Source organism: Aurantimonas sp. (assembly GCF_964217435.1).
Lineage (GTDB): Bacteria > Pseudomonadota > Alphaproteobacteria > Rhizobiales > Rhizobiaceae > Aurantimonas > Aurantimonas coralicida.
In genome coordinates, this window is the sequence record NZ_CAXPJM010000055.1 from 272,078 (window position 1) to 297,598 (window position 25,521).

Consider the following 25,521-nt stretch of genomic DNA (forward strand, 5'->3'; position numbering starts at 1 on the left):
CCGGGGTCCGCTCAGCCGGCGTCGATGGTTTCCAGACCCGACATGGCGAGATCGAGATCGGCCAGGAACGCCTCGATGAAGCGGCGGTTCTGGCCGAGATCCAGCCCGGTGGCGCGCGAGACGGCGCGCAGGTCGACAAAGGTCTCCCCACCCTCCTGCACCAGCCGGATCGTCACGTCGCTCGGCAGGGCGAACAGGCGGTCGCGCGCCACCGCGGCGACGCGGTACTGGTCGCTGTCGGGCCGGTCGAGCCCGTCATCGGCGACCATCGCGTCGATGCCGGCCCGCGGCGTCGGCAGCGGGACCGCGCCGGTGCTGACGCCGAGATCGTCGGATTGCCGCTCTGCCTCCGCTCCCGCCAGAGCCGGATCGCCGACGATGACCTCGCCCACCGTCCAGCCGTGATCGGCCAGGACGGTGCGCGCGGCCTGGTAGACCCGCGGGGCGTCGGCGAGATAACGCCGGCCCGGCACCACGCTGGGCATCTCCGTCGGCGCGGCGAAGGCCGATGCGGGGGCGGTCGCCGGCGCCGGCGCGGCGGTGGCCTCGGGGGCGAAGCCGTCCGTATAGGCAGCATTGGCCTGCGGATTGACGCGGGCGAGATAGGCGCCAGTGGCAAAGGGGGACAGGGCGATCAGCGACAGGACGAAGCCCGCGAACACCTTGTGCCCGCCGCGCACGCCGGCGAACCAGACGCGCAGCAGGCCGTAGCAGGCTACCACGAGGGCAAGCGCGGCAAGACCGCCGACCAGCAGCAGCAGGCCGATCAGCGCCTGGGGCACGATCCAGCCGAGGCGATAGAACACCACCGCCGCCACCATCAGCGCGATGGCGAAGGCGGCGAGCCCGCGGGCGAGCCCCGCGAAGCGCAGCCGCTTCTGAAGGTAGTGGCCGGAAACCGGCAGGCGTCCGTAGATCGAATTCATGGGCGGGACCTTGGCAGGGGTTCCGCGAACATAGAGGAAAGCCCGGGCGGCAGAAAGACCACCCGGGCCGCTCTCACCCGATCAGATGGTCGGCAGGCGATAGTCGCGGAACTGGTCGCGCAGCGTCATCTTCTGGATCTTGCCGGTCGCCGTATGCGGGATCTCGTCCACGAAGGCGACGTCGTCGGGCATCCACCATTTGGCGATCTTGCCTTCCAGATAGGCGAGAATGTCCTCCCGCGAGACACTGCGGCCTTCCTTGCGCACGATGACCATAAGCGGGCGCTCGTCCCATTTGGGATGGGCGAGGCCGATCACCGCGGCCTCGGCGACGTCCGGATGGCCGACCGCGAGGTTTTCCAGGTCGATGGTCGAGATCCATTCGCCGCCGGACTTGATGACGTCCTTGGCGCGGTCGGTGATCTGCATGTAGCCGTGCTGGTCCATATGGGCGACGTCGCCCGTGTCGAACCAGCCGTCCTCGTCGAAGGCCTCCGCGCCGGTGCCCTTGTAGTACGACGAGGCGACCGCCGGGCCGCGCACCTTGAGGCGGCCGAAGGTCTTGCCGTCCCAGGGCCGCTCGACATTCTCGTCGTCGGTGACCTTCATCTCGACGGCGAAGGGCGGATGCCCCTGCTTCTCCTCGATGTCGAGCAGCGCGTCGCCGGTCAGGTCCTGATATTCCGGCTTGATGGTGCAGAGCGAGCCGAGCGGGCTCATCTCGGTCATGCCCCAGGCGTGGATGACCTGCACGCCGTAGACTTCCTGGAACTTCTGGGTCACGGCGCGCGGACAGGCCGACCCGCCGATGACGACCTTCTTGAGGTCCGGCAGTTCGCCGCCGACCTTCTCCAGATGCTGCAGCAGCATCAGCCAGACCGTCGGCACGGCGGCGCTGAAGGTCACCTTCTCGGTGGTCAGGATCTCATAGACCGACGCGCCGTCCATCTTGGCGCCCGGCATGATCATCGCGGCGCCGGCCATCGGGCAGGAGAAGGCGAGACCCCAGCCATTGGCGTGGAACAGCGGCACGATCGGCAGCACCCGGTCGCGCGACGACAGGCCCATGGCGTCGGGCTGCTGGGCGATCATCGAATGCAGCAGGTTGGAGCGATGGGAGTAGAGAACGCCCTTCGGATTGCCCGTCGTGCCGGAGGTGTAGCACATGCCCGCGGCGGTGTTCTCGTCGAACTCCTTCCAGGCGAAGTCGCCGTCGGCCTCGGCGAGCCACTCCTCATAGGCGACGACATTGGCGAGCTTGGTCTCGGGCATGTTCGCGGCGTCGGTCAGGACGACGATCTTCTCGAGGCTCGGCACATTCGGCGCGATGGCCTCGAGGATCGGCATGAAGGTGACGTCGGCGAAGATGATGCGGTCTTCGGCATCGTTCATGATCCAGGCGATCTGCTCGGGGAACAGCCGCGGATTCAGCGTGTGGTAGATCGCACCGATGCCGACGATGCCGTACCAGCATTCCAGATGGCGCCAGGTGTTCCAGGCCAGCGTCGCGACGCGGTCGCCGAGCTTGATCCCCTCGCGGTCGAGCCGCTGCGCCAGCTTCATGGCGCGGGCCCGCACCTCGCGGTAATTGGTCCGATGCATCGGCCCTTCGACCGAGCGGCTCACCACCTCGCGTAGCGGATGATAGGTCGCGGCGTGGTCGATCACCTTCGAACAAAGCAGCGGCCACTGCTGCATCAAACCCTGCATTCCGTCCTCCCTGACTCCGGACCGAAACATGGGCCCGCGCGCCAATCTCGGTAAAGGCAAGCCGGATGTCCAGCGTCTGCAGGCAGCGCTTGCCATAGTTCAGCCGTTTCCCGGCCCGACGATCGGGGCAAGGGACGAACGGATTGAGTGGTGGTGCCATGCAGATTGCAGAACAGACCGTCGCAGTGCCGGACGTCGACGGCGACAGCTTCAGCGCCGTGGAGTTCGAGCTGGCGCTCGACATGCAGGACCTGACCGAGATCGACTTCGCCGACTGCGTGCGCGCGGCCGCCGGCAGCGTCGGCGGGGAATTCCTGTTCGACATGCCGGCTGACGGGACGCTCGACAATGTCTCGCGCATCGCCGCGGTGCGGGTCGAAAGCCAGAACCGCGACCGCATCGCCTTCGCAGTCCTCAACGACGAGGGCACCGAGATCCGGGTCCCGGACGACGACGAGGTGGACGAGCGCCTGCGCGGATTTGCCCGTGCCTTCGTCGGCGTCCTGACCCGCATCCGCGACGACCTGCCCTTCGGCTCGGTCAGGCCCGAAGGCACGGCCTGACCCGGCGCTCCGGCGGCGGCCGCGGTGTCGCGCCGCGGCGTTTCGGGCGGGCCGGGGCCGATCATTGGCGGGCTTTGCGCAGGCCAGGATGAGCGCGTGATCGGTATATCGTCGGACTGATCATACGCCCCCCTTGCAAAAGCCTCGGGCTCCTGCAGATCAGCGTTCCTGAACCAATATTGCATGGGTTACATGGACGCCTTCCTGACGGATTATTCCGCATTCATCGCCCTTGCGATCGTCGCATTGGTCTTCGTGGCGTTCGCGCTCGAACTCTATCCGCCGGAGGTCATCGCCACGGGCGGGGCCGTGTCCTTCCTCGTCCTCGGCTACATCAAGGACGACGAGTTCACCTCGGTCTTCCAGAACCCGGCGCCGATCACCATCGCCGCGATGTTCGTCCTGTCCGGCGCGCTGGTGCGCACCGGCACCCTCGAGGGGGCGGCCGGCTGGCTGGTCACCAGCGCCGAAAAGCGGCCGCGCATCACCCTGGCGATCATGGGCATCGGCGTCCTCGTCGCCTCCGCCTTCATGAACAACACGCCGGTGGTCATCGTCTTCATCCCGATCATGACCGAGCTGGCGCGAAAGATGGGCGTCGGCTCGACGAAGCTGCTGATCCCGCTGTCCTTCATGACCATTCTCGGCGGCACCTGCTCGCTGATCGGCACCTCGACAAACCTCCTGGTCGACGGCGTCGCGCGCGGTCAGGGGCTGGAAGCCTTCTCGATCTTCGAGATCACCCCGATCGGCATCGTGACCGCGATCACCGGCATCCTCTACCTTCTGTTCGTCGGCCCCAGGCTGCTGCCCGACCGCACCTCCGCCGAAGACGTTCTCGGCGGCTCCGATGCCGACATGTATTTCACCGAGATCGTCGTGCGCGAGGGCGCCAGCACCATCGGCAAGACCCTGAGCGAATCGGCGTCCTTCTCGGCGCGGGGCATCCGTCCGGTGGCGATCCGGCGCGGTTCGGAGACCATTCGCAAGGGGATCGCCGAGGTGGTGATCCAGAAGGCCGATCGGGTGATTCTCTTCGCCTCGCCCGAGGAATTGCTGACCCTGCATTCCAACGAGAATTTCCGCGTCGCGCGGGTCTCTGCCGCGGCGGCCGGCGATGAGGAACGGGTTGTCGTCGAGGCGACCGTCGCGCCGCATCGCCGTGGCATCGGCCGCAAGATTTCCGAGCTCGTCGATATCTCCGGTTCGGGCGTGCACATTCTCGGCGTGCAGCGCCATCGCCACGTGCCCGGCCCCTCGCTGCACGACACCAAGCTGCGCCCGGCCGACCGGCTGCTTCTGGAAGGCCGGCCCGACGCGATCGCCCGCATCGCCGAATCCAACGACCTGATCGGCGTCGATCTCAGCGAGGCGCGGCCTTATCGCCGACGCAAGGCGCCGCTGGCCATCGGCGCGCTGCTGGCGGTCGTGGTGCTCGCCGCCATGGGCATTGCCAGCATCCAGATCCTCGCCTTCGTCGCCATCGCGACGCTGCTGCTGGTCCGGGTGCTGGATGCCGACGAGGCTTGGCGCTCGATCCACGGCGACATCCTGATCCTGATCTTCGCCATGCTGGCGATCGGCCTCGGCATGCAGAACGCCGGCGCGGTCGAGCTTCTGGTCGAGCTGGTCGAGCCGCTGCTGCAGGGCGCCTCGCCCTTCCTGGTGCTGCTGATCATCTACGCGATCTCGTCCATCCTCACCGAGATCGTCACCAACAACGCGGTCGCCGTCGTCGTCACGCCGGTGGCGATCAGCCTGGCGACGTCGCTGGGCATGGACCCGCGCGCGGCGGTGGTGGCGGTGATGTTCAGCGCTTCGGCGTCCTTCGCCACGCCGATCGGCTACCAGACCAACACGCTGGTCTATGCGGCCGGAAACTACCGCTTCACCGATTTCGTGAAGATCGGCGTGCCGATGAACGTCATCGTCGGCTTCGTCACCTGCGTGGCGATCTACTTCTACTACGGCGTCTAGCGGCGGGCCCGGCCGCGCCGCGAGCGCTCGTCGCGGATGGTCGCCTGGGCCGCGGCGAGCCGCGCGATCGGCACGCGGAAGGGCGAACAGGAGACGTAGTCGAGCCCGGTCTGCTCGAAGAAGGCGATGGAGGCCGGATCGCCGCCCTGCTCGCCGCAGACGCCCAGCGAGATGTCCGGCCGGGTGCGCCGCGCCTTCTCCACGGCCAGCGCGATCAGTTCGCCGACGCCCTCGACGTCGATGGTCTGGAACGGATCGCGCTCGATGATGCCCTGGCGGACATAGGTCGACAGGAAATTGCCGGCGTCGTCGCGCGAGATACCGTAGACCGTCTGGGTCAGATCGTTGGTGCCGAAAGAGAAGAAGTCGGCGATCTCCGCAATGGTGTCGGCGCGCACGATGGCGCGGGGCAGCTCGATCATCGTGCCGACCGAATAGGTGATCTCGCAGCCGCGCTCGTCCATGACCAGGGCCGCGACCTTGTCGATACGCCCCTTCACGAAGTCGAGTTCCTTGCGCAGGCTGACCAGCGGCACCATGATTTCCGGCACCACCGCCTCGCCGGCCTTCTCGCCCGCCTCGATGGCCGCCTCGAAGATCGCCCGCGCCTGGGTCTCGACGATCTCCGGATAGGAGATCGCCAGCCGGCAGCCGCGATGGCCGAGCATCGGATTGAACTCCTGCAGGGCGGCGATGCGCTGGCGGACGACGGATTCGTCGACGCCCAGCATCGCGGCCGTCTCGGCGATCTCGCCGTCGCTCTGGGGGAGGAATTCGTGCAGCGGCGGGTCGAGCAGGCGGATCGTCACCGGCAGGCCGGCCATGATCTCGAACAGTTCGGTGAAGTCGGAGCGCTGGATTGGCAGCAGCTTTTCCAGCGCCGCGCGCCGGCCGGTCTCGTCGGAGGCGAGGATCATCTCGCGCATCGAACGTACCCGGTCGCCCTCGAAGAACATATGCTCGGTGCGGCAGAGCCCGATCCCCTCGGCCCCGAAGGCGCGCGCCGAGCGGGCCTCGATCGGGGTCTCGGTATTGGCCCTGACCCGCATGCGGCGGGCCCGGTCCGCATAGTCCATCAGCATGGCGAAATCGCCGGTGAGCGCCGGCCGCAACAACGGCACGGCCCCCTCGATCACCTCGCCGGAGGTGCCGTCGATGGTGATGGTGTCGCCCTCGCGCAGCACCTTGCCGGCGGCATGCAGCGTGGCCGTGCCGGCATTGATGCGCAGCGCGCCGGCGCCGGTCACGCATGGCCGGCCGATGCCGCGGGCAACGACCGCCGCGTGGCTGGTGGTGCCGCCACGGATGGTCAGCACGCCCTCGGCCACATGCATGCCGTGGATGTCTTCCGGATAGGTCTCGTTGCGCACGAGGATGACCGGCCGTTCCTCGTTGGCCAGTTCCTGGGCGCGCTCGGATGTGAAGACGATCTCGCCGGTCGCCGCGCCCGGCGAGGCGGGCATGCCGCGGCCCAGGACGACCAGGTCGGCCGTTCGCTCGAAGGTCGGATGCAGCAATTCGTCGAGCGAATTCGGATCGATGCGCAGGATCGCCTCGGCCTCGTCGATCAGCCCTTCGTCGACGAACTGCACGGCGATGCGGATCGCCTCCCCCGCCGTGCGACGCGCCACCCGCGACTGCATCAGGAAGAGTTCGCCGTCGCCGACCATGAAGTCGACCTCGACGACATCGCCGACATGCGCCTCGATGCGGCGCACATGCTCGGTCAGCTCGGCGAGATCGGCGGGAAAGCGGGCCGCGTCGCCATCCGACAGGGTTCCCAGATCCAGCACCGGCGGCTTCTCGCCGATCTCGCGCGCCCGCGGCGCCACCAGCCCGAATTCGCCCGACAGGCGGGATTCGCCGGTGGTCAGGTCGCGGGAGACGGCCCGGCCGGTACCGGAATTGTGGTCATGCTCGTTGAAGATCATCGCATGGGCGGTGATCGCCAGGCCGGCATTCTCCGGGATGCCCTGGATCAGCCGGTGCGAGGTCGCCAACGGGCTGCGCCAGGTCGCATAGGCCGCCTCGATGACGGCGGAGAGCTGTTCGAGCGGGGTCTGCGGCACGACGGCGCCGATCTCGGCGTCGAGATAGGTCTGGTAGCGCGCGATCAGCGCGCGCCAGCCGGCCCGGTCGCCCGGCTCCTCGGTCCAGCCCGCCTCGGCGGCTTCCGCGTCGGCGATGTCCTCGAACTCGGCCGGATCGACCGCCAGCACGAGATGGGCGTAGCTTTCGATGAAGCGACGATAGCTGCGATAGGCGAAGGCCGGGTCATCCAGCTCGGCCGCGAGAATATCCACCGTGCGATCGTTGAGGCCGACATCGAGCACCGATTCGGCCAGGCCCGGCATCTGGGCGCGGGCGCTGGTGCGCACGGCCAGCAGCAGCGGTCGCGTGTCGCCGTCGAAGCCGCGACCGGTGACGCCCTCGAGCCATTCGATCGCCATACGCAGATCGGCGCGCAGTTCCTGCGGCAGGCCATCGCCGCCGCTCTGCACCTCGCGCCAGACCGAGGTGGCGAGGGTGAAGCCCGGCGGCACCGGCACGTCCAGCGACGCCAGCAGCGCCAGATTGGCGCCCTTCAGCCCCAGGGCCTCGGAGGCGTCGGCCGTGCGGTCGGCCGCTCCGCGCCGGAATGTGAAGATCCGTTTGGGCATCGAATGCGGTCGACCGTCCCCCTCGAGCTCGACGGGTCCTTTGCGGACCGCGTCATTTTTCTGGTCGGCGCGGCGTCTGCGCCTGCCGGGAGACGACGTCCGTCCCGCCAACGCGCGCCGCAAGGCGGGAGCGGCAATCCCGCCGGTTCGCACCCCTCCCGCGAACCTTCCTTCATGTCTAGAAGAAATCCAATGCCCCGCCAATTGCTGCGACGCAAAAAAGCCCGCCGCGGCAGGGATGCCGCGGCGGGCCGGTCAGGCGGGGGTCCAGCGAGGCTGGACGGTTCAGGACCTACATGCGGGCGCGGATGGCGGCGGCCATCTGCTCGGCGCTGAGCGCGCCGGAGAACTTGTCGCCATTGATGAAGAAGGTCGGGGTCGCGTTGACGCCGAATTCGTTCTGACCCTTCTGCTGGATCTCGACGATCTTCTCCTGCATCTCCTTGTCGTTCAGGCAACTGGTGAACTCGTCCTGGCTCATGCCGGCGAGCTTGGCGATCTTCAAAAGCGCGGCCGAGGCGTTGTCGGCGCGGGCCCAGTCGTCCTGCTGGCTGAACAGGACATCGATCATCGCCGTGCGCTTGGCGTCGTCGCCGGTGCAACGGGCCAGCATGAAGCCGGCAAGCGCGCGCGGATCGAAGGGGAATTCGCGGATGATCAGCTTGGCCTTGCCGGTGTCCAGGAAGTCCGTCTTGATCTGCGGATAGGAATTCTCGTGGAAGTCGGCGCAGTGGCTGCAGGTCATCGACGCATATTCGACGATCGTCACCGGCGCATCGGCATCGCCGATCACCACGTCGGGCAGCGGGCCCTCGGCCATCAGATCGGCGACATCCACCGAACCGCTGGATTCGGGCGCCTCGACGGCCGGCGTCGCGGGCGTTGCCGGCGCGGTGTCGGCCTGGGCCATCAGCACGGCATCCGAATTGGGCAGAACGGCGCTGGCCGCGGTGCTCTCCGCCTCGTCCGTGCAGCCGGCGATCGCGAGCAGCCCGGCTCCGGCGAGGAAGGCGGCAATTCGGGGCGCCTTCGCCAGGCGGGTACGGGCGGTCAGCGGATGAGTCATCGATGGAGCCTCGCTTGCAAAGAGAAACGCGTTCTCACCGGGATGTACGGGAGAAATGCGGCATTTCCAATGCCTGCGGGTCGCGGCTGGCCGCCGGGCTGCGGTCGCCGAACTGCGCGATGTTCAGCCCTTGGAGCGGCGCAGGGTGGTCTCGGCGAAGTCGCGCAACGCCTTCTGCAGCCGGGGATCCTCGATCCGGGCGACCATCTCGGCGACGCGCTGATGCTCGACGGGGGCGAGATCGCGCAGCTTCGGCTTGCGGTCCGGCCGGTGCTGGTTGACGGCTTTTTGAACGATCTTGATCCGCGCCACGGCGGCAAAGCCGAAGAAGGCGTTGACCCGCGCCAGCAATTCGCCGGTCTGGTGCTGCAGGCGCAGCGCCGCCGCCGCCTCGCAGGCGATGACCAGCGTCGCCGGCTCGAAAGGGTCGCCCTCGTCGCGCCGGGCCGGCCAGACCAGCTTTTCCGGCCGGGTCAGATCGCGCAGGCCCGGCCCGGTGATCTCGCCCCAGGCGGCGACCAGCCCGGTGGTCATGCCGGCCTTGCGGCGCAGGATCGGGTCCATCAGGCCGCCGACGAGATCGGCGACCGGCTGCGGGGTGCCGGTGCGGCGCCTGGCGCGCGGGTCATAGGGCGATGTCACGGGACGACCTTTCCGGATCGATGTCTGCGGCTGTCCGACACGCGGCAACAGGGCATGTTGCCGGCACCGGACCCAGCGGCCGCACGGATAGCACGAAACGGTGCAGACGTCGCGAGAGCGGCCAGCCTCCTGCTTGCGACAGACGGCCGGCTCGCATTCGCCGCGCCGGGCCGTTACATCGCGCAGAGCGCGGCCCGCAACGAGCCCCGCCGATCTTCCGGCCCGCCATCAAGACAGAGCGTCTCCTGCCCATGCCCTCCGATCTCCGTCCGTTCGCGGATCATCTCCTTGCCTGGTACGACCGCCATGCGCGGGTGCTGCCCTGGCGCGTGTCGCCGCAGGACAGGGCGCGGGGCATCCGGCCGGAGCCCTACCGTGTCTGGCTGTCGGAGATCATGCTGCAGCAGACGACGGTGGCGGCGGTGAAGGCGTATTTCGCCAAGTTCACGACGCGCTGGCCGCATGTCGCCGATCTCGCCGCCGCGCCGCAGCCGGCGGTTCTCGGCGAATGGGCCGGCCTTGGCTATTACGCCCGCGCCCGCAATCTGCATGCCTGCGCGATCCGCGTCAGCGAGGAGTTCGGCGGCGTCTTTCCCCAGACGGCCGCTACGTTGCGGACCCTGCCGGGCATCGGCGACTATACCTCCGCCGCGATCGCCGCGATCGCCTTCGACGAGCCGGCGGCCGTCGTGGACGGCAATGTCGAGCGGGTCGTCACCCGGCTGTTTTGCATCGACACGCCCCTGCCCCAGGCCCGCAAGGACATCCGGCTGCGCACCGCGGAGCTGACCCCGCAGCGCCGGCCCGGCGACTTCGCCCAGGCGATGATGGATCTCGGCGCGACGATCTGCACGCCGAAGCGGCCGAGCTGCATGGTCTGCCCCGTGCGTCCCATGTGCCGCGCCAGCGCCGAGGGGCGTGCGGAAGACTTTCCGGTGAAGAAGCCGAAGGCGGCGGTTCCGGAGCGCAAGGGCGCGGCCTTCGTCGCGACGCGGCCAGCGGACGGCGCGGTCTGGCTGCGCCGGCGCGAGGCGCCCGGCATGCTGCAGGGCATGAGCGAGCCGCCGGGCACGGGCTGGCATGCCAAGGCCGACGGCGCGACCGGCGCCGATGCCGCGCCATTTGCGGCCGACTGGCGCTTCTGCGGCACGGTGGCGCACAGTTTCACCCATTTCCGGCTCGAACTCGAGGTCTACCGCGCGGAGCTAACCCGCGATCCGCCGGCCGAAGGCTGGTGGTGCCCGCCGGAGGCCCGCGGCGCCGAGGCCTTGCCAACCCTGATGCAGAAGGTGCTGGTGCGTGCAGAGGCCAGCCCGCCGGAACCCGCCGAGACACCGAAACGGAGACAGAGCCGATGACCCACCAGCATGTCGTCTTCGACATCGGCAAGGTGCTGATCCATTACGACCCGCACATCCCCTTCCGCGACATCATTCCGTCCGACGAACGCCGGCAGTTCTTCCTCGACGAGGTCTGCTCGCACGACTGGAACCTGGAGCAGGATCGCGGCCGGCCGTGGGAGGATGCGGAGGCCGAGGCGATCTCCCGCCATCCCCAGATGGCCGAGGAAATCCGCGCCTTCCGCCGCAACTGGCACCGCATGGTGCCGCATGCCTATGAGGGCAGCGTGACGTTGCTCCATGCGCTGATCGACGCCGGCGTCGACGTCACGCTGCTGACCAATTTCGCCTCCGACACGTTTCGCGAGGCGCAGGCGAAGTTCCCGTTCCTGACGGCGACCCGCGGGGTCACCGTGTCCGGCGATATCCGCCTGATCAAGCCGGACCCGGCGATCTACGACCATCACGCCCGCAGCTTCGATCTGGCGCCGGAGCGCACCCTGTTCATCGACGACAATCGCGCGAATGTCGACGCCGCCCGCGCCGCCGGCTGGAGCGCCATCCACTTCATCGACCCGGACCAGCTTGCCCGGGATCTGGCAGCAGAAGGCCTGCCGGTCGAAGCGGCCGGCAGGCCCTGAAACGTCAGACGTGAAACAGAGGTCCGAAGGCGGTCAGACCGCCTCGACGGCCATCTGTTCGCGCATGGTCTGGCGCAGGGTGTCGATCGGGGTCAGGCCCTTCTTGGAATCGATGTGCCAGAAGGTCCAGCCATTGCAGGCGTCGAGCCCCTGCACCTTGGCGCCGATGCGGTGGATCGAGGCGGCGTCCTCGCCGATGGCGATGGTGCCGTCGGCCCGCACCCGCGCCGTCCAGCGGCGCTTGGCGTCGGTCAGCTCGGTGCCCGGCTTCACCAGGCCGGCTTCCAGGAGGCTGGCGAAGGGAATGCGCGGCTCGGCACGCTTGCCGGCCGAGACCTTGAGCACCGTCGGGTCGAGCGCTTCCACCGCGGCGATGCGGGCTTCGGCCGCCTCGATATAGACGTCTTCGCGCTCGATGCCGACATAATGGCGGCCGAGACGCTTGGCGACGGCGCCGGTCGTGCCGGTGCCGAAGAACGGGTCGAGCACCACGTCGCCGGGCTTGGTCGAGGACAGGAGCACGCGGGCGAGCAGCGCTTCCGGCTTCTGGGTCGGATGCGTCTTGCGACCCTCGGCATCCTTCAGCCGCTCGCCGCCCGAGCAGATCGGGAACAGCCAGTCGGAGCGCATCTGCACGTCGTCATTGGCCGACTTCATGGCGTCGTAATTGAAGGTGTAGCCCTTGGCATTGGCGTCGCGCGACGCCCAGATCATCGTCTCGTGGGCGTTCTGGAACCGGCGGCCGCGGAAGTTCGGCATCGGGTTGGTCTTGCGCCACACGACGTCGTTCAGCATCCAGAAGCCCAGATCCTGCATCATCGCGCCGACGCGGAAGATGTTGTGATACGAGCCAATCACCCAGATCGTGCCATTCGGCTTGAGCACCCGGCGCGCGGCCAGGAGCCAGGCGCGGGTGAAGGCGTCATAGGCCTGGAAGCTCTCGAACTGGTCCCAGTGATCGTCCACCGCGTCGACCTTGGACTGGTCGGGCCGGTGCAGGTCGCCGCCGAGCTGCAGATTGTAGGGCGGGTCGGCGAAGATCACGTCGACCGAATTCTCGGGCAGCGCGGCCATCTGCGACACGCAGTGCCCCTTGTGGATCCGGTCCAGCCAGGCGGGTTTTTCCGCTTCGCAATTAACCACCTTGAGGGACGCGGAACGCTTGTAAGCCATCTTCACCACCGGACTACGCAGGACATTGAACCGGCGTCATGGTTACCGAACGACGTAAACAATCGGTGAAATCCTGCCTTTGTCGCGACCTCGTGCTCGTGCTACCGGACCCCTCGCACCATCTGCGCCCCGCGCAACCTTCGACGCAGTCGGCCTTCGCGCCGTCGCCCCTTCGCCAAAAACTTTCTTCGGAGCCCCCCATGTCCGAACCCCTGCTCGTGATCTTCGACTGCGACGGTGTCCTCGTCGATTCGGAGGTAATCGCCGCGCAGGTGCAGGCCGAGATCCTCGCCGAGCACGGTGTCGAGATCGATGCCGGCGAACTCGCCATCCGCTTTGCCGGGCTGACCTGGCCGATGATCCTGAAGCGCCTGTCGGACGAACTGGGCCGCAGCTTCCCCGAGGATCTCGTCACCCGCGTCAATGCCGAGGTGGACCGGCGGCTGGAATCCGACGTGGAGGAGATCGCCGGCGCCCGCATGGCGCTGGATCAACTCACCCTGCCGCGCTGCATCTGCTCGAACTCGTCGTCGCAGCGTCTCGAGCTGGAGCTCGAGCATGTCGGGCTGTGGGACTATTTCTTCCCGCATGTCTTCAGCGCGCCCGAGGTCGGCACGCAGAAGGTCAAGCCGGCGCCGGACGTGTTCGTCCATGCCTGCGAGCAGTTCGGCGTGGCGCCGCAGGCCGCCATCGTCATCGAGGATTCGGTCCATGGGGTGACCGCGGCCGTCGCCGCGGGCTGCCGCGTCGTCGGCTTCACCGGCGCCGGCCACAGCTTTCCGGGCCATGCCGACGCCCTGACCGAGGCGGGCGCCGAGACGGTGATCAGCCGGCTTGCGGACTTTCCCGCCGTCGTCGACGCCTTTGTCAGCTGGCAGGACGCCTGAACGCTTGGCGCGCTATTCCGGCGCGCCCTCGTCGAAGCCGGCGAAGATCACGATGCCGGCGGTCGGCGCCGGGTCGATGAGCACCGACTCGTCGACATAGGTGAAGGTCTGGGCGCCGCCATTGCGGGTGATCGCGACGGTCTGCTGGCCGAGCTCGGAATAGACCACGTCGTTGCCGCGCAGAACCGCGACGCGGATCGGCAGGCGCACGCTGCGGTCCTGGGCCACGGCCCCGGGGGTGATGCGGCCGAGGACGCCGATCTTCATCAGGAGCTTGCCGTCGACGATGCGGCAGTCGCGGGTCGTCTCGGCGATGTTGGCGACGTAGTCGACCTCGGAGCCGATGGTCTTGCGCAGGATCGCGGTGCCTTCGCGAAGCGTCACCTTCGGGCAGTAGCGGGCCTCGCCGCCCTGGTCGAACTGGCTCGATGCGGTGACCGAGGACGGCGGAATGCTAAGTGCCCCGGCATCGCCGAGATCGGCCTTGGGGGTGGTGGAATTGCAGGCGGCGAGCAGCGCCAGCGCACCGCCGAGGGCGAGGCCACCGGCCAGCCGGCGCAGCGCGGGAAGACGGCGGCTGATCGCGGTGCCGGGACCCTGCACGGAAATGCCCTCGTCGATGGCGTTGCGTTCACCATTGGTCGCTATGGGGGGCACTACCATATGCATCGCTCGGTCCTTCCGTTATCGTGGCGCGCCGTTCTATATCAGCCGCCCGTCGGTTAGGCGACCGACAGCGGAACATGGCGGAGCGCCGACCGGCACACGGTGCGCTCGCGGCCGAACAGAATGCCGGGAGCGATCCCGGTCCGAAGCGAAGTGGAGACGAAGTGAGATATGTGAGTTCGCGGGGAGAGGCTCCTGTCCTCGGTTTTGCCGACACACTTCTGGCAGGTCTCGCGAATGACGGCGGGCTGTATCTCCCGGAGACCTGGCCGCAGATCTCGGCGGAAACGATCCGCGGATTCGCCGGCCGGCCCTATGCCGAAGTCGCCTTCGAGATCCTCCTGCCCTACGTCGGCGAGGACATCGCCCCGGACGATCTGAAGCGCATGGTCGACGAGGCCTATGCGACCTTCCCGCATCCGGCCGTCGCGCCCCTCGTCCAGCTCGGCCCGTCGCATTTCGTGCTGGAGCTCTTCCACGGCCCGACCCTGGCCTTCAAGGACGTGGCGATGCAGCTCATCGCCCGGCTGATGGACCATGTGCTCGCCCAGCGCGGCCGCCGCGCCACCATCGTCGGCGCCACCTCGGGCGACACCGGCGGCGCCGCCATCGCGGCCTTCGCCGCGAGCCAGCGCACCGACATGTTCATCCTGTTCCCGCATGGCCGCGTCTCGCCGGTGCAGCAGCGCCAGATGACGACCTCGGGGGCGGACAACGTCCACGCGGTGGCCGTCGACGGCACCTTCGACGACTGCCAGGCGCTGGTGAAGGCGATGTTCAATCACGCCTCCTTCCGCCAGAAGGCGGCGCTGTCGGGCGTGAACTCGATCAACTGGGGCCGGATCATGGCCCAGATCGTCTATTACTTCACCGCCGCCGCCAGCCTCGGCGCGCCCGAGCGGGCCGTCTCCTTCACCGTGCCGACCGGCAATTTCGGCGACATCTTCGCCGGCTACGCCGCAAAGCGCATGGGCCTGCCGGTCGAGCGGCTGGTGATCGCCACCAACGAGAACGACATCCTCGTGCGCACCCTCGATCGCGGCCGCTACGAGACCACCGGCGTCCACGCCACCACCTCGCCCTCGATGGACATCCAGGTGTCGTCGAATTTCGAGCGGCTGATCTTCGAGGCGAGCGGGCGCGACGGCGACATGGTGCGCGGCCTGATGCAGCAGCTCGCCCAGTCGGGCAGCTTCCCCCTGCCCGAGGCGGTTCTGGCCGCGATCCGGGCCGAGTTCGATGCCGGCGCGACGGACCAGGCCGCGACCGCCGACATCATCCGCCGCACCCTCACCGGCACGGCCTATCTCCTCGATCCGCACACCGCCGTCGGCGTCGGCGTGGCGGAAAGCCGGCTCGGCCGCGAGGCGATGATCACGCTCGGCACCGCCCATCCGGCGAAGTTCCCCGACGCGATCGAGAAGGCCGTCCAGATCACCCCCGCATTGCCGCCCAGCCACGGCGACCTGATGCAGAAGCGCGAGACCATGGATCGCCTGCCGAACGAGATCGGCGCCGTGGAATCCTACATCCTCGCGCGCACGCGCGCCGTCGACCAGGGAGCCGAAGCATGAGCGTCGAGGTCACCAAGCTTTCGAACGGACTGACCATTGCGACTGAGACGATGCCGCATCTGGAGAGCGCCTGTCTCGGCATCTGGGTGAAGGCCGGCGCCCGCGACGAGGCGCCCCGGGAGCATGGCATCGCCCATCTCCTGGAGCACATGGCGTTCAAGGGGACGAGCCGGCGCAGCGCCCGGCAGATCGCCGAGGAGATCGAGGATGTCGGCGGCGAGATGAACGCCGCCACCAGCGTCGAGACCACCTCCTACTACGCTCGCGTCCTCAAGAACGACGTGCCGCTGGCGCTCGACATCCTGACCGACATCCTGATCGATTCGCGCTTCGACGAGCAGGAGCTGGAACGCGAGCAGCAGGTCATCCTGCAGGAGATCGGCGCGGCGGAAGACACGCCCGACGACATCGTCTTCGATCATTTCCAGGAAGCCGCCTTTCACAAGCAGATCATCGGACGGCCGATCCTGGGCACCCGCGAGACGGTGAAATCCTTTTCGCCCGACGATCTGCGCGGCTATCTCGCCCGGCACTATTCGCCCGACAAGATGATCGTCTCGGCGGCCGGCGCCGTGTCGCACCGCGCCATCGTCGACCAGATCGAGGCGGCCTTCGGCGGAACGGCTTCCGTGTCGCCGCTGCCGCTGGAATCCTCGCCGCGCCAGGCGGCGTCCTATACGGGCGGCGAGTTCCGCCAGGAGCGCGACCTGATGGACGCGCAGATGGTGCTCGGCTTCGAGGGCCGCGCCTATTACGCCCGCGACTTCTACGCCTCGCAGGTGCTGTCGCTGATCCTCGGCGGCGGCATGTCGTCCCGCCTGTTCCAGGAGATCCGCGAGCGCCGGGGCCTGTGCTACGCGATCTACGCCTTTCACTGGAGCTTCTCCGATTCCGGCATCTTCGGCATCCATGCCGCGACCGGCGAGGAGGAGCTGGCGGAACTGGCGCCGGTGATCGCCGACGAGCTGACGCGGGCCGCGGCCGGCATCTCCGAGCCCGAAGTCAACCGGGCGCGGGCGCAGATGCGCGCCAGCCTCTTGATGTCGCAGGAAAGCCCGGCCGCCCGCGCGGCCCAGATCGCCCGGCAGATGCTGTTCAACGGCGCGACCATCACCAATGAGGAGCTGATCACGCGGCTCGAGGCGATCACCGCGCCGCGGCTCGCCGACCTTGCCGAGCGTACGTTCGTGGGCACCGTGCCCACCCTCGCCGCCATCGGTCCGGTGTCCCGTCTGCCGAGCCGCGACGTCCTTGCCGAACGGCTTGCCGGCGCGTCGTCCGGCGCCGAGGCGAGGCTCGCGACCAGCCACTGATCCGCCGATGAGGATCCTGGAGCATCTCGCCGGGCCGCCCGTCCCCGCGCTGCACGGCGAGGGCATCCTTCTGCGCATGCCCCGGCGCAGCGACTATGCGGCGTGGCGGGATCTGCGCGGCGAAAGCCGCAACTTCCTGAAACCCTGGGAGCCGCTCTGGGCCGCGGACGAATTGTCCTGGGAGGCCTACCGCCAGCGCCTGCGCCGCTATGCACACGATGCGCGCGACGGCGTCAGCTACACCTTCTTCCTGTTCGACGCCTCCGGCCGCACGCTCTATGGCGGCACGACGCTCAGCCAGATCCGCCGCGGCGTCGCCCAGTCGGGCACGCTCGGCTACTGGATGGGCGAGCGCCATGCCGGCGCCGGCCTGATGGCGCGGGCGGTCGAGCAGATGAAGCTGTTCGCCTTCGACGTGCACCGCCTGCACCGGATCGAGGCGGCCTGCCTGCCGCGCAACAAGCGCTCCATCGGGCTTCTGGAGAAATGCGGTTTCGTCCGCGAGGGTCATCTGCGAAGCTATCTGAAGATCGCCGGACGCTGGGAAGACCATTATCTCTATTCGCTTCTGGCCGAAGAATGGTCGTCTTCGCAGCCCAGGGCTCGCATGGGCGCGGCCGTGGTGCAATAAACGCGAAGCGCGGGCGGGGGTGAGTCGGAATGCAAGGTCGGGGCACAACGTGAAGGCGAAAGCCATCAGCAATCGGAAAAGCGGCGTCGGGCCGATCGGTCTGGCCGCGCGGTGGATCCTGTCGCTGGCCTTCGTCCTCGTTGCGCTCGTCGTCTCGGCGTCGCCGTCCCTGGCGCTCGAAGCCGTCAGCATCTCGCGCGGCGACACCGCCATCGACATGCTGCCCGCGGTCGACGTCTATCGCGGCAAGGGCCGCGCCTTCCAGGTTGCGACCGTCCCCGGCGCCGACGGCATCGTGCGCCGCATCGAGATCGAGGCGCAGTCGGCGCAGGCCTCCGGCGACTGGGCGGTCTTCGCGCTCGCCAACAACACCGACAAGCAGATCGACCGGCTCGTCGTCGCCCCGCATTTCCGGCTGGTGGGCTCCGGCGTCGTCTGGCCCGATCTCGGCTCCCAGCGCATCGCCTCGATCACGCCCAGCCAGGGCTTTGCGCTGGAGCGCCAGCCGAGCACCGATGCCGACGTCTTCCTGGTGACCCTCGATCCCGGCGCGATCGTCACCTTCGTCGCCGAACTGGCGTCGCCGAACCTGCCGGATCTGCGGCTGTGGGAGCCGAACGCCTACAAGGACACGGTCAACGCCTTCACGCTCTATCGTGGCATCGTCCTCGGCATTGCCGGCCTTCTGGCGGTGTTCCTGACCATCCTGTTCGTCGTCAAGGGATCGGCGATGTTCCCCGCCACCGCGTCGCTGGCCTGGGCGGTGCTGGCCTATATCTGCATCGACTTCGACTTCTGGCAGAAACTGGTGCCGATCCTGCCCGGGCAGGAACGGGTCTGGCGAGCCGGCACCGAAGTGTCGCTCGCCTTCACCCTCGTCCTGTTCCTCTTCGCCTATCTCAACCTCAATCGCTGGCACGGCGTGCTGTCGATCTTCACCATCATGTGGCTGGCGGCGCTGGGCACGGTCGGCGTCGTCGCCGCCTTCGACCCGGTCGTCGCCTCGGGCATCGCCCGCATCTCGCTGGCCGCCACGGCCGCCCTCGGCCTCGGCATCATCGGCACGCTCGCCGTGCAGCGCTCCGACCGGGCGATCATGCTGATCCCCACCTGGTGCCTCGTCATCCTGTGGGTGTTCGCCGGCTGGTCCACCGTGACCGGCCGCATCGACAACGACATCATCCAGCCGGCGCTGGGCGGCGGGCTGGTGCTCATCGTCCTCCTGATCGGCTTCACCGTCATGCAGCACGCCTTTGCCGGCGGCGGCTTCGCTCAGGGGCTCCTGTCGGACCTGGAGCGCCGCTCGCTGGCGCTCGCCGGCACCGGCGACGCGATCTTCGACTGGGACGTCAGCCGCGACCGCATCTTCGCCGGCGCCGACGGCGACACCCTGGCCGGCATGCCGGTCGGCACCATGAACGGGCCGGCGCGCGACTGGCTGCCGGTCCTGCATCCGGACGACCGCGACCGCTTCAAGGTCACGCTCGACACCATCCTCGAACATCGCCGCGGCCGCATCATCCAGGATTTCCGCCTGCGCGACGAGGACGGCCATTATCACTGGGTCTCGCTGCGCGCCCGCCCGGTACTCGGCAGCGACGGCGAGGTGGTGCGCTGCGTCGGCACGCTCAAGGACGTCACCGATGCCAAGAAGGCCGAGGAACGGCTGCTGCACGATGCGCTGCACGACCAGCTGACCGGCCTGCCGAACCGCGAATTGTTCCGTGACCGGCTGGAAGCCATCGGCGTCCTCGCCATGACGCGGTCCGACGTGCAGCCGACGATCATCGTCATCGACCTCGACCGCTTCAAACAGGTCAACGACGATTTCGGCATCGCCACCGGGGACACCATCCTCCTGACCATCGGACGCCGGCTGAAGCGCCTCCTGAAGCCGCAGGATTCGCTGGCCCGGCTCGGCAGCGACCAGTTCGGCCTGATCCTCCTGTCGGAGACCGAGGTCACCGCGGTGGCCGATTTCGCCGAGGGCCTGCGCAACGCCATCAAGGCGCCGATCGCGTTTGCCAATCGCGAGATCGTCCTGACCGGTTCGATCGGTCTCACCGGCTGGACCGATGCCTCGACCTCGGACGAGGCGCTCAAGGAAGCCGAGCTGGCCATGTACCAGGCCAAGCGCAATGGCGGCGACAGCATCGAGCCGTTCCGGCCCGCCTATCGCAGCGTCGGCTATGGCCGCCTGGAACTGGAATCGGATCTGCGCCGCGCCTTCGAGCGCAACGAGCTGTCCCTCGCCTTCCAGCCCATCGTCACGCTGGAGACCGAAGACATCGCCGGCTTCGAGGCGCTGTTGCGCTGGGAGCATCCACGGCGCGGCGCGATCTCGCCGGCGGAATTCGTGCCGATCGCGGAAAGCACCGGCCTGATCGTCCAGCTCGGCCAGTTCGCGCTGGAGGAGGCCTGCCGCCGGCTCGGCGACTGGCAGCGCATGACCGGCGACGAGAACCTGTTCGTCTCGGTCAACATCTCCAGCCGCCAGCTCATCCGCCAGGATCTCATCGGCGACGTGAAGACCGTCATCGAGCGCTACCGGATCTCGCCGAACAGCCTCAAGCTGGAGCTGACGGAATCGCTGGTGATGGACAATCCGGAGCGTTCGGCCCAGCTCCTGACCCGCCTGAAGGCGCTCGGCGTCGGCCTGTCGCTGGACGATTTCGGCACCGGCTATTCGTCGCTCGCCTATCTGATGGGCTTTCCCTTCGACACGCTGAAGATCGACCAGTCCTTCCTGAAGAACAACAGCCAGCCGCAGCGGCCGATCATCCTGCATTCGATCGTCACCATGGCCCACGACCTGGGACTGAAGGTCGTGGCGGAGGGGATCGAGAGCGATGCCGACGTCATGCAGCTGCGCCAGCTCGGCTGCGAGTTCGCCCAGAGCTTCAAGTTCTCGCCACCGCTCGGCTCCGATCAGGTGCGCAAGATCCTCGACGACCGGGCGGTCGGCCTGAAGCGCGCCAGCTAGGGCGCGCCCGGCTCAGGCGTGGCCGGCTCAGGCGTGGCCGGCCTCGCTGGCCAGGAACGCCGGCTCGATGCCCAGCAGGCCCAGCGCACGGTCGTATTTGCTGTCCAGTTCGACGTCGAAGACGATGTCGAGATCGGCCTTGCAGGTCAGCCAGCCATTGGCCGCGATCTCGCTCTCGAGCTGGCCCGGCGACCAGCCGGCATAGCCGAGCGCCATGATCGCCGTCGTCGGCCCGACGCCCTTCGAGATCGCCTTGAGGATGTCGATGGTCGGGGTCAGCGAGATGTTGTCGGCCACGGCCACGGTGGATTCGGAATCATAGTCGTCCGAATGCAGGACGAAGCCCCGCCCCTTCTCGACCGGCCCGCCCATGCAGACGCAGATCTCCTGCCCCGATCTGGGCATCCGGATATCGCGCTCGCTGGCGACAATGCCGAGCTGGGTCAGGAGTTCGCCGAAGCCGACCGGCTGCGGCTTGTTGATGATGAAGCCCATCGCGCCGCTCGGCGAATGGGCGCAGACATAGATCACGGCGCGCGCGAAGCGCTCGTCGCCCATGCCCGGCATGGCGATGAGGAAATGCCCTTCCAGGGAAGAGTCCGTCGAATTTCTGCCGATTTCGGTTTCGAGATCCATGGCATCCAGATGCTTGCGGGGCTTTCACGATAGATGGCATCGCGGCGATGTCAAAACCAGAGCGCGCGGCGCGGCCCGATTTGCCGGCCGCGTCGCGGCTTGTTGAATGGCCAGCGGCCCTTGCCCGCGCTAACCACGAGGGCAGGCTGGCCATGCGCCGCAGATCGTTTCAGGGCAGAGGACACCGCAGATGAGATGGATTGCGCGGATCGCCGCTCCCATCGCCGCGATGGCGATGGGAGCGGCAGCGGCCGAGGCAGGGCCGGCATCGACCTATGCCAGTGAGCAGGTGACGCTGCGGCTCGTTGCGGGCGAAGCTGCGCCGGACGGCACCGTTCGCGGCGCGCTGCTGGTCGATCTCGCGCCGGGCTGGCACACCTACTGGCTCGATCCGGGCGCCTCGGGCATCCCGCCGCACATCGACTTCACGGCCACGGACAATCTGGCGGCCGCCGATCTGAAATTTCCGGCGCCGCTGCGTTTCGGCGAGGGCATCGCCCGCGCCAATGGCTACGAGAACGCCGTCGCCATCGGCTACGCGCTGACCCCGCAGCCCGGCACCACGCTCGACACGGTGACCGCCAGCCTCGCCATCGGCGTGTGCCAGGATATCTGCATTCCGGTGCAGGCGGAGCTTGCGGCCGATACCGGCGATGCGGCGGCAACCGAGACCGTCGCGGCGACCTTCGCCGCCCTGCCCGCCCGCGACGGCCCGCTCGGACGGATCAGTTCGGCCGTTCTGCCCGCCGGCGGCGACGTGCTGACCGTCGCCGTGGAAACGACGCTCGACGCGCAGGGCACCGATCTCTTCGTGCGCGGGCCGGACGGCTGGTATTTCGACGAGCCCGCAACGCCGGAGCGCAATGGCGACAGTCTCGAATTCCGCGTGCCCGTCGTCGGGCGCCCGCGCGGTGCGACGGACGGGCCGGCAACGCTCGACATGGTGGTCACCGGCGCGCGCGGCGACTTTGCCGCCGATGCGGTACCCGTCACCACCGACACGCCCGGCTGAACGGCTCGACAAAGCCCTCCACCTCGCCTCATATGGCGCCGGGCCGTAACGCCACGCATTTCACGAAGGGAACGACCAGATGACCATCGGTATCGGCGACAAGCTTCCGAACGCGACACTGAAGACCAAGACCTCCGACGGTCCGGCAGACCTGTCCACCGACGAGATCTTCGCCGGCAAGAAGGTCGTGCTGTTCGCCGTGCCCGGCGCCTTCACGCCGACCTGCTCGATGAATCACCTGCCGGGCTTCCTGACCCACAATGACGAGATCCGCGCCAAGGGCGTCGACACCATCGCCGTCGTCGCGGTCAACGACATCTTCGTCATGGGCGCCTGGGAGAAGGCCAACGACGCGGCCGGCAAGATCCTGTTCCTGTCCGACGGCAATGGCGAGTTCACCAAGGCCCTCGGCCTCGACATCGACCTCTCGGTCGCCGGTCTCGGCCTGCGCTCCAAGCGCTATTCGATGATCGTCGAGGACGGCGTCGTGAAGTCGCTGAACGTCGAGGAATCGCCGGGCCAGGCCGAGCGCTCGACCGCCGAGGCCGTTCTCGAGCAGCTCTGATCCGGATAATTCCGTCCCCGCGGCCAGTGCTGCGGGGACGGGCGCGGACTTTCGACTTCGCGCCTATGCGCTGCGCTTGCGGCGCTTGAACGGCTCCATGCCGTCGCGGGCAAGCTGGTCGGCGCGCTCGTTCATCTCGTCGCCGGCATGGCCTTTCACCCAGTGGAAGGTGACGTCGTGGCGCCCCTTCTCCTCCTCCAGCTTCTGCCAGAGCTCGGCGTTCTTCACCGGCTTCTTGTCGGCGGTCTTCCAGCCATTGCGCTTCCAGCCGTGGATCCACTTGGTGATGCCGTCGCGCATATATTGCGAGTCGGAATAGATATCGACGGCGCAGGACCGCTTCAGGGCCGTCAGCGCCTGGATCACCGCGAGCAGCTCCATCCGGTTGTTGGTGGTGTGCTCCTCGCCGCCCTTCAGTTCCTTCTCGTTGCCGTTGAAGCGCAGGATCGCGCCCCAGCCGCCGGGTCCCGGATTGCCAGAACAGGCACCGTCGGTGTGGATCTCGACCCGTCCCTCGGCGCTCATGCCGTCACCCGCTCGTCGTCATAGCCATAGTCCGAGACGCTCTTCACCGACCGGTGGAAGCGCAGCTTGCCGAGATATTCCATCGGGTCCTTCTTGGTCACGAAGGAATCGTCGGGCACGGTCAGCCAGTCATAGAGCCGGGTCAGCAGGAAGCGCAGCGCCGCGCCCCGGCACAGCACCGGCAGCGCCGCCAGCTCCGCCGCGCTCAGCGGCCGCACGCTGGCATAGCCGCCGATCAGCGCCCGGCCCTTGGTGATGTTGAAGCTGCCGTCCTGCTCGAAGCACCAGGCGCAGACGGCGATCGCCAGATCGTAGGCGAGAAGGTCGTTGCAGGCGAAATAGAAGTCGATCAGGCCGGACAATTCGCCCGACAGGAAGAAGACGTTGTCGGGGAAGAGATCGGCGTGGATGACGCCCTTCGGCAGATCGGCCGGCCAGTTCGCCTCGACGAAATCGAGCTCCGCGCCGATCTCGGCGGCAAGTCCCGCCTCGATGCCGTCGACCCGGTCGCCGCAGCTCTCGAACAGCGGCCGCCAGTCGACCACGGCAAGGCCGTTGCGACGGTGCAGCGGGAAGTCGGCGGCCTTGCCGTGCATGCCGGCCAGCGCTGCGCCGACGGCGCGGCAGTGCTGGGGCGCAGGACGGCGGGTCCACATGCCTTCGAGAAAGGTGAAGATCGCCGCCGGGCGGCCCGACAATTCGCCGAGCGACTCGCCGGCGCGCGTGTGGACCGGCAGCGGACAGGACAGGCCGCGCTCGGCCAGATGCTCCATCAGCCCGACGAAGAACGGCAGGTCCGACCGGTTCACCCGCTTCTCGTACAGCGTGAGTATGTAGGTGCCCGCTGTGGTGCGCAGCAGGAAGTTGGAATTCTCCACCCCCTCGGCGATGCCCTTGTAGCTCAGCAGTTCGCCGATGTCGTAGGCGCCGATGAAATCGGCGAGCTGCGGCTCGGAGACGTCCGTATAGACAGCCATGGTCAGCCCTGCCCGTTGACGAAGGCCATGTCGACGGGCGTCAGCGGCGTCTGGCGCAGGCTGCGCATCACCGGGAAGTTCTCGTTCTCCTCCGCCGTGCGCACGAGCTCGATGGTCACCTCGTAGCGCTCGCGGAAGGAATCGACGATGGCGTCGACGAGGATCTCCGGCGCCGAGGCTCCGGCCGACATCGCCACCACCCCGCCGGGCTTCACGCAGTCCCAGGGCAGGTCCTGCGGCCCCTCCACCAGCGCGCCCTGCATCGCGCCGGAGCGCTCGGCGACCTCGACGAGGCGGAGCGAGTTCGACGAGTTCGGCGCGCCGACGATGAGAAACAGGTCGGCGCCGGGAGCTGCCGCCTTCACTGCGTCCTGGCGGTTGGTCGTGGCGTAGCAGATCGATTCCGACGAGGGCGCCTGCATCTGCGGGAAACGCGCCTGCAACACCGCGATGATCCCCGCGGTGTCGCCGACCGAGAGGGTGGTCTGGGTCACGAAGCCCAGCGCCTCCGGATCGGCCGGCACATAGGCGGCCGCGTCGGCCTCGGTCTCGATCAGCGTGACGCTGCCCTCGGGCAATTGCCCCATCGTGCCGATGACCTCCGGATGGCCGCGATGGCCGATCAGCAGCACGTGACGGCCGAGCCGCGTGTGGCGCATGGCCTGCTTGTGGACCTTGGAGACCAGCGGACAGGTGGCGTCGAGATAGAGCAGGTCGCGGGCTTCGGCGGCGGCCGGCACCGATTTCGGCACGCCATGGGCCGAGAACACCACTGGCTGGCCGTCATCAGGGACCGAATCCAGTTCCTCGACGAAGACCGCGCCCTTGCTGCGCAGGCCTTCCACGACATAGCGATTGTGGACGATCTCGTGCCGCACATAGACCGGCGCGCCGTATTTCTTCAGCGCCAGCACGACGATCTGGATGGCCCGGTCGACGCCGGCGCAGAAGCCGCGCGGCTCGCACATGCGGATCGTCAGCTTCGGTTTGGTGGCTGTTGCGGACAAGAAGAGCTCCGGGCTGTTCGGCAGGGCGAATGTCGCGCCGAATGAAG

General features: G+C 68.0%; 22 protein-coding genes. 11 read left to right on the top strand and 11 right to left on the bottom strand.

The features are described from left to right. Positions 1 to 11: 11 nt before the first annotated feature. Both ACEQX1_RS20610 and ACEQX1_RS20615 read right to left on the bottom strand, forming a co-directional pair. Positions 12 to 926 (bottom strand): DUF1499 domain-containing protein, encoded by a 915-nt coding sequence (locus ACEQX1_RS20610; protein ID WP_370197590.1) that lies wholly within the window; start codon positions 924 to 926, stop codon positions 12 to 14. An 81-nt stretch (positions 927 to 1,007) separates the two neighbouring features. Then, a complete protein-coding gene (locus ACEQX1_RS20615) occupies positions 1,008 to 2,636 on the bottom strand; it encodes a fatty-acid--CoA ligase (protein WP_370197592.1) in 1,629 nt (542 codons plus the stop codon). A gap of 158 nt (positions 2,637 to 2,794) precedes the next feature. Here ACEQX1_RS20615 and ACEQX1_RS20620 point away from each other — a divergent pair, with 158 nt between their 5' ends. Both ACEQX1_RS20620 and ACEQX1_RS20625 read left to right on the top strand, forming a co-directional pair. Next, complete coding sequence (locus ACEQX1_RS20620) at positions 2,795 to 3,199, top strand: hypothetical protein (protein WP_024350013.1); 405 nt, start codon at positions 2,795 to 2,797, stop codon at positions 3,197 to 3,199. Between the two features lie 183 nt (positions 3,200 to 3,382). Continuing rightward, complete coding sequence (locus tag ACEQX1_RS20625) at positions 3,383 to 5,176, top strand: SLC13 family permease (protein ID WP_370197594.1); 1,794 nt, start codon at positions 3,383 to 3,385, stop codon at positions 5,174 to 5,176. On the opposite strand, the gene ppdK is transcribed toward ACEQX1_RS20625, so the two are convergent. The 3 genes from ppdK to ACEQX1_RS20640 all read right to left on the bottom strand — a co-directional run bounded on the left by ppdK (position 5,173) and on the right by ACEQX1_RS20640 (position 9,544). Then, entirely contained in the window at positions 5,173 to 7,836 is a 2,664-nt protein-coding gene (ppdK, locus tag ACEQX1_RS20630; protein ID WP_370195172.1) for a pyruvate, phosphate dikinase, read from the bottom strand. The two genes, ACEQX1_RS20625 and ppdK, sit on opposite strands and share 4 nt — an antisense overlap. Positions 7,837 to 8,128: 292 nt before the next feature. Beyond that, positions 8,129 to 8,902: a DsbA family protein gene (locus ACEQX1_RS20635; RefSeq protein ID WP_187391298.1), complete on the bottom strand. Its 774-nt coding sequence runs from the start codon at positions 8,900 to 8,902 to the stop codon at positions 8,129 to 8,131. Between the two features lie 123 nt (positions 8,903 to 9,025). Then, complete coding sequence (locus tag ACEQX1_RS20640; protein ID WP_024350009.1) at positions 9,026 to 9,544, bottom strand: DUF721 domain-containing protein; 519 nt, start codon at positions 9,542 to 9,544, stop codon at positions 9,026 to 9,028. 251 nt (positions 9,545 to 9,795) lie between these two features. Between ACEQX1_RS20640 and mutY the strand changes: the two genes are divergently transcribed. Then, positions 9,796 to 10,902, top strand: a complete 1,107-nt coding sequence (mutY, locus tag ACEQX1_RS20645; RefSeq protein WP_370195174.1) for an A/G-specific adenine glycosylase — start codon at positions 9,796 to 9,798, stop codon at positions 10,900 to 10,902. Further along, entirely contained in the window at positions 10,899 to 11,525 is a 627-nt protein-coding gene (locus ACEQX1_RS20650; RefSeq protein ID WP_370197596.1) for an HAD family hydrolase, read from the top strand. Before mutY ends, ACEQX1_RS20650 begins: the two co-directional genes overlap by 4 nt. A 33-nt stretch (positions 11,526 to 11,558) precedes the next feature. Here the strand turns inward: ACEQX1_RS20650 and ACEQX1_RS20655 are convergent, their stop codons facing one another. Continuing rightward, on the bottom strand, positions 11,559 to 12,698 hold the full coding sequence (locus ACEQX1_RS20655; RefSeq protein ID WP_024350006.1) for a site-specific DNA-methyltransferase: 1,140 nt from the start codon (positions 12,696 to 12,698) through the stop codon (positions 11,559 to 11,561). Positions 12,699 to 12,898: 200 nt separating this feature from the next. On the opposite strand from ACEQX1_RS20655, the gene ACEQX1_RS20660 reads away from it, so the two are divergent. Next, positions 12,899 to 13,585, top strand: a complete 687-nt coding sequence (locus ACEQX1_RS20660; RefSeq protein WP_188075810.1) for an HAD family phosphatase — start codon at positions 12,899 to 12,901, stop codon at positions 13,583 to 13,585. A gap of 12 nt (positions 13,586 to 13,597) precedes the next feature. Here the strand turns inward: ACEQX1_RS20660 and ACEQX1_RS20665 are convergent, their stop codons facing one another. Beyond that, positions 13,598 to 14,254, bottom strand: a complete 657-nt coding sequence (locus ACEQX1_RS20665) for a hypothetical protein (RefSeq protein ID WP_370193331.1) — start codon at positions 14,252 to 14,254, stop codon at positions 13,598 to 13,600. Positions 14,255 to 14,415: 161 nt separating this feature from the next. On the opposite strand from ACEQX1_RS20665, the gene thrC reads away from it, so the two are divergent. The 4 genes from thrC (at position 14,416) to ACEQX1_RS20685 (ending at position 20,752) form a co-directional block, all read left to right on the top strand. Continuing rightward, positions 14,416 to 15,825 carry a threonine synthase gene (thrC, locus tag ACEQX1_RS20670; protein ID WP_370197598.1) on the top strand — a complete coding sequence of 470 codons (1,410 nt, stop codon included), beginning with the start codon at positions 14,416 to 14,418 and terminating at the stop codon, positions 15,823 to 15,825. Further along, positions 15,822 to 17,138, top strand: a complete 1,317-nt coding sequence (locus tag ACEQX1_RS20675) for a M16 family metallopeptidase (RefSeq protein ID WP_370197600.1) — start codon at positions 15,822 to 15,824, stop codon at positions 17,136 to 17,138. Before thrC ends, ACEQX1_RS20675 begins: the two co-directional genes overlap by 4 nt. 7 nt (positions 17,139 to 17,145) lie before the next feature. Next, complete coding sequence (locus tag ACEQX1_RS20680) at positions 17,146 to 17,769, top strand: GNAT family N-acetyltransferase (protein WP_188075814.1); 624 nt, start codon at positions 17,146 to 17,148, stop codon at positions 17,767 to 17,769. 94 nt (positions 17,770 to 17,863) lie between these two features. After that, entirely contained in the window at positions 17,864 to 20,752 is a 2,889-nt protein-coding gene (locus ACEQX1_RS20685; RefSeq protein WP_370197608.1) for an EAL domain-containing protein, read from the top strand. A 27-nt stretch (positions 20,753 to 20,779) separates the two neighbouring features. On the opposite strand, the gene ACEQX1_RS20690 is transcribed toward ACEQX1_RS20685, so the two are convergent. Further along, a complete protein-coding gene (locus ACEQX1_RS20690) occupies positions 20,780 to 21,388 on the bottom strand; it encodes a YqgE/AlgH family protein (RefSeq protein WP_187391307.1) in 609 nt (202 codons plus the stop codon). Positions 21,389 to 21,578: 190 nt separating this feature from the next. Here ACEQX1_RS20690 and ACEQX1_RS20695 point away from each other — a divergent pair, with 190 nt between their 5' ends. Both ACEQX1_RS20695 and ACEQX1_RS20700 read left to right on the top strand, forming a co-directional pair. Next, positions 21,579 to 22,400 carry a protein-disulfide reductase DsbD domain-containing protein gene (locus ACEQX1_RS20695; RefSeq protein WP_370193328.1) on the top strand — a complete coding sequence of 274 codons (822 nt, stop codon included), beginning with the start codon at positions 21,579 to 21,581 and terminating at the stop codon, positions 22,398 to 22,400. Between the two features lie 79 nt (positions 22,401 to 22,479). Continuing rightward, positions 22,480 to 22,965 (top strand): peroxiredoxin, encoded by a 486-nt coding sequence (locus ACEQX1_RS20700; protein ID WP_024349997.1) that lies wholly within the window; start codon positions 22,480 to 22,482, stop codon positions 22,963 to 22,965. Positions 22,966 to 23,028: 63 nt separating this feature from the next. Here ACEQX1_RS20700 and rnhA read toward each other — a convergent pair whose 3' ends face one another. The 3 genes from rnhA to ispH are packed head-to-tail and all read right to left on the bottom strand — an operon-like array spanning position 23,029 to position 25,435. After that, positions 23,029 to 23,490: a ribonuclease HI gene (gene rnhA, locus ACEQX1_RS20705; RefSeq protein WP_230784858.1), complete on the bottom strand. Its 462-nt coding sequence runs from the start codon at positions 23,488 to 23,490 to the stop codon at positions 23,029 to 23,031. After that, on the bottom strand, positions 23,487 to 24,467 hold the full coding sequence (locus ACEQX1_RS20710) for a homoserine kinase (RefSeq protein ID WP_277021435.1): 981 nt from the start codon (positions 24,465 to 24,467) through the stop codon (positions 23,487 to 23,489). The genes rnhA and ACEQX1_RS20710 overlap by 4 nt, the downstream gene beginning before the upstream one ends. A 2-nt stretch (positions 24,468 to 24,469) precedes the next feature. Beyond that, on the bottom strand, positions 24,470 to 25,435 hold the full coding sequence (ispH, locus tag ACEQX1_RS20715; RefSeq protein WP_370193334.1) for a 4-hydroxy-3-methylbut-2-enyl diphosphate reductase: 966 nt from the start codon (positions 25,433 to 25,435) through the stop codon (positions 24,470 to 24,472). Positions 25,436 to 25,521: the final 86 nt, after the last annotated feature.